This window comes from Nocardioides ginsengisoli (assembly GCF_039537225.1).
In the GTDB taxonomy this organism is placed as follows: Bacteria; Actinomycetota; Actinomycetes; order Propionibacteriales; family Nocardioidaceae; genus Nocardioides; species Nocardioides ginsengisoli.
Window position 1 is genome coordinate 1 of record NZ_BAABAC010000022.1, and the last position, 3,042, is coordinate 3,042.

At 73.0% G+C, this 3,042-nt stretch carries 4 protein-coding genes; 2 read left to right on the forward strand and 2 right to left on the reverse strand.

Annotated features, from left to right (window positions below; genetic code table 11):
* Positions 1 to 74 precede the first annotated feature (74 nt).
* Positions 75 to 674: a TetR/AcrR family transcriptional regulator gene (locus tag AB4880_RS11150; RefSeq protein WP_367919307.1), complete on the forward strand. Its 600-nt coding sequence runs from the start codon at positions 75 to 77 to the stop codon at positions 672 to 674.
* Between the two features lie 117 nt (positions 675 to 791).
* Here AB4880_RS11150 and AB4880_RS11155 read toward each other — a convergent pair whose 3' ends face one another.
* Both AB4880_RS11155 and AB4880_RS11160 read right to left on the reverse strand, forming a co-directional pair.
* Positions 792 to 1,757, reverse strand: a complete 966-nt coding sequence (locus tag AB4880_RS11155; RefSeq protein ID WP_367919308.1) for an alpha/beta hydrolase — start codon at positions 1,755 to 1,757, stop codon at positions 792 to 794.
* Positions 1,658 to 1,981 (reverse strand): hypothetical protein, encoded by a 324-nt coding sequence (locus AB4880_RS11160; protein ID WP_367919309.1) that lies wholly within the window; start codon positions 1,979 to 1,981, stop codon positions 1,658 to 1,660. Before AB4880_RS11160 ends, AB4880_RS11155 begins: the two co-directional genes overlap by 100 nt.
* A gap of 207 nt (positions 1,982 to 2,188) precedes the next feature.
* Here AB4880_RS11160 and AB4880_RS11165 point away from each other — a divergent pair, with 207 nt between their 5' ends.
* Positions 2,189 to 3,013, forward strand: a complete 825-nt coding sequence (locus AB4880_RS11165; protein ID WP_367919310.1) for a helix-turn-helix domain-containing protein — start codon at positions 2,189 to 2,191, stop codon at positions 3,011 to 3,013.
* Positions 3,014 to 3,042 lie beyond the last annotated feature (29 nt).

Genomic DNA, 3,042 nt, shown 5'->3' on the forward strand with positions numbered 1-3,042 from the left:
ACACCGCACTCGGCGGCAAGTCACCAGCCGACCTCGTGCCCAACCTGCGTGGACAGAACACCTAGCCTGCGAGTATGGAATCCAGACACAAGGAGCCGCGGCTGTCGCTGCGCGAGCAGCAGAAGCTGCGCACGCGCGAGGCGCTGCTGGACGTCGCCGCCGAGCTCATCGGCGAGCGCGGCTTCCGCGAGACGACGATCGAGGACATCGCCAAGGCCGCGGGTGCGAGCCGGGCGACCGTCTACTCGTACTTCCCGAGCAAGGACCTCATCGTCCGCGAGATCGTGATCGAGCTGTGGAACGAGGCGGAGGCGCTGTACGCCGCCTTCGGCGAGCTCGAGGAGTGGACGTGCTCCTCGATCGGGGGCTGGATCGAGCGGGTGCTCGAGGCGTGGGAGGCCAGCCGCGTGCGGCTGCAGGTGCAGGTGTCGTGGCTGGTGCGGTTCGACGACTTCTACGTCGACTACCACCGGCGGTTCATCGCCGCGCTGACCGCGCGCGACGAGCTCTGGTCGCGGTTCTCCGCTGACGACGTGCCGCGGCGGGCGCTGGTGCTGATCGCCGGGCTGGCGACGTTCATGAACACCTGGCTCGTGCGGGGGTGGGAGACCGAGCGGGCTGGCGCGGTCGAGACGCTGACCGATGTGTGGTGCTCGGTGCTGCGCGTCGACTGACCGGCACTGGTCCGCCGCCGACCCGGCACGAACTGGCTCGCGAAATGCGCCGACCCGGCGCAAACTGCCCCGCGAAATGAGCCGACCCGGCAGAAATCTTCTGCCGGGTCGGCTGCCTCAGTGGGCCAGCCTGGCCCGCATCAGCCCACCGATCTCCGCCAGCGCCAGCCGCGCCCGCGCGTGGTGGTCGGCGTGCATCAAGAAGCCGTGCGCCACGCCCGGATACCGCAGCAGTGCCACCTGCACGCCCGCGTCCCGCAGCCGAAGGCCGTACTCCTCCGCGCCGTCGCGGCTCGGGTCGTGGGAGGCGGTGACCACGATGGCGTCGCCGAGGTAGTGGTTCTTGGCCCAGGCGAAGTCGCCGGCGGTGATGATCGGGCCGTCGGCGAACTCGAGGACCGAGGGGCGGGTGTCGTCGCGGTCGATGCCGGCGTAGATGTGCAGCTGGAAGGCCAGCGGTACGCCGTCCTCGTCGCGGGTCTGGAGGGCGACGCCGGCGGCGAGGGTGGCGCCGGCGCTGTCGCCGGCGACGGCGATCCGTTCGGGGTCGATGCCGAGCTCCGCGGCCGAGGCGGCGAGCCACTGGGTGGCGAAGTAGGCCTCGTCGGTGGCGGTCGGGTAGGGGTGCTCGGGGGCGAGGCGGTAGTCGACGCTGACGACGACGGCCCCCGACGCTTCGGCGAGGAGGCGGGCCAGGATGTCGAAGTCGTCGGTGCTGCCGATGACCATGCCGCCGCCGTGGAAGTGCGTCGACCCGGGCAGGCCCGGGTCGGCGGCGGATTGTCGACACCGGCCACTGGACGCAGCAGGAGGATCCCGCCACCACCAACGCCCTCCTGCTGGACTGGCTCGATCGCCACTTCTAGCCCGGCGCCGGGGCGGGCTCTCGACGGGTGCGGCAGCGGTTCCCCCCAGGCACCGCCGCCGCTCCCGGAGTTGCTCGCATGCGTCCCGAGGGAGGGAGGGGGACGCACGCGAGCTGTCTACGGGGCGCCGAGTCGCGCGGGGGCGGACGGGACGGCGCTGCGGCGCCGCAGCTCCCGCTCGCCCGCGGCGACGAGGAGGTCGGCCTCGACCTGCCACACCGCCTCGGCGTACCTCAGCGCGGCGCTCAGCCGGCGGTAGTGCGCGATGTCCCGCTCGTCCGGGATGACGCCGGCCGCCCAGCCCTGCATGATGCGGGCCGCGGCCTGGTTGGCGCGCTCGAGCGCCAGCTGAAGAGCGCGGGTCGCCTTGTCGTAGGCGGTCTCGCTCGCCGTCCCTCCCTCGTCGCGACGGTGCTGCGCACCTCGGCGATGGCAATCCACGTGCATTCCTCTCGGGTCGGAGGGCTCGCTGCCGATGAACGCTGCAGAGCCCCGTCGTTGTGATTCCCGAGCCGGTGCCGCCGCTCCCAACGGCACGTCTGCGACGCTACCCAGGGCCCGAGGCGTGGACCACCCGAATCGCGACCGCGGTTCTCCGATGAGATATCACCGGCTCGCGAGCTGTGAGTCAGGTCACGGGAGGGACCGATGGGGAGCATCGTCGCGCAGTTCGAGGAGCGCCAGGCGGGCAGTCTGCCGCTGCGCCATCTGTGGCGTCGGGGGCAGGCCGCCATCCGGTCGGCCGAGGGGCCGCGCGCCGAGCTGCGGCGCTCCGTCCTCGCCAACGCGCTCGCGCTCGTCTACCTCGACCAGACCGCCGACCTGGTCGCCCTGACGCGGCTCGCGGCCACGATCGGGCCGGCCAAGCTGGTCGCCCTGCAGGAGGAGGTGCTGGCGCCGATCGACCCCAGGTCGCGGCGGCCCCGGACCTCCGCGCTCGTCGTACGGCTGGCGCGCGCGGCCTGGAGCGAGCGGGCCGTGGGCACCCCCGCCGACCGTGAGCTGTACGGCGAGCTGGCGGTCCGGCTCGTCACGCTCCGGACCGAGCGCGCTCGGGTGCTGCCGGAGCGGCTGACTCGTGCCGACATCCTCGCCGGGCTGTCGGCCGGCCACCTCCCGCGCTGGCGCCAGCACGCCGCGCTGGTCGTGGCCGACCCCTGGGCCGGACCCGGTGCCACCTGGCTCGGCCTGCTCGACCCCGAGCGCGACGCCTTCGCGGTCGCCGGCCTGACCGCGGTCGTCGACCACGCCCAGCGCACCGCGGCCGAGCGGGAGCGGACGGCGGTGGTCCGGCACATCCGGCGCGCGATCGCCGAGTCCGGGGTGTCGCAGCGCGAGTTCGCCCGACTGATCGGCACCTCGCAGTCGCGGCTCTCGACGTACGCCTCCGGAACGGTCGTCCCGTCGGCGACGATGCTGGTCCGGATCAGCCAGATCGCCGCCAGCCTGCAACGGACCTCCCGCTCCATCTGACGCGACCCGTCAGAAACTTGCTCGGAAAT

What these genes read in the sequence shown, in the direction of transcription:
- AB4880_RS11150 (WP_367919307.1), top strand. Translation starts at nt 75, where the DNA reads ATGGAATCCAGACACAAGGAGCCGCGGCTGTCGCTGCGCGAGCAGCAG.
- AB4880_RS11165 (WP_367919310.1), top strand. Translation starts at nt 2,189, where the DNA reads ATGGGGAGCATCGTCGCGCAGTTCGAGGAGCGCCAGGCGGGCAGTCTG.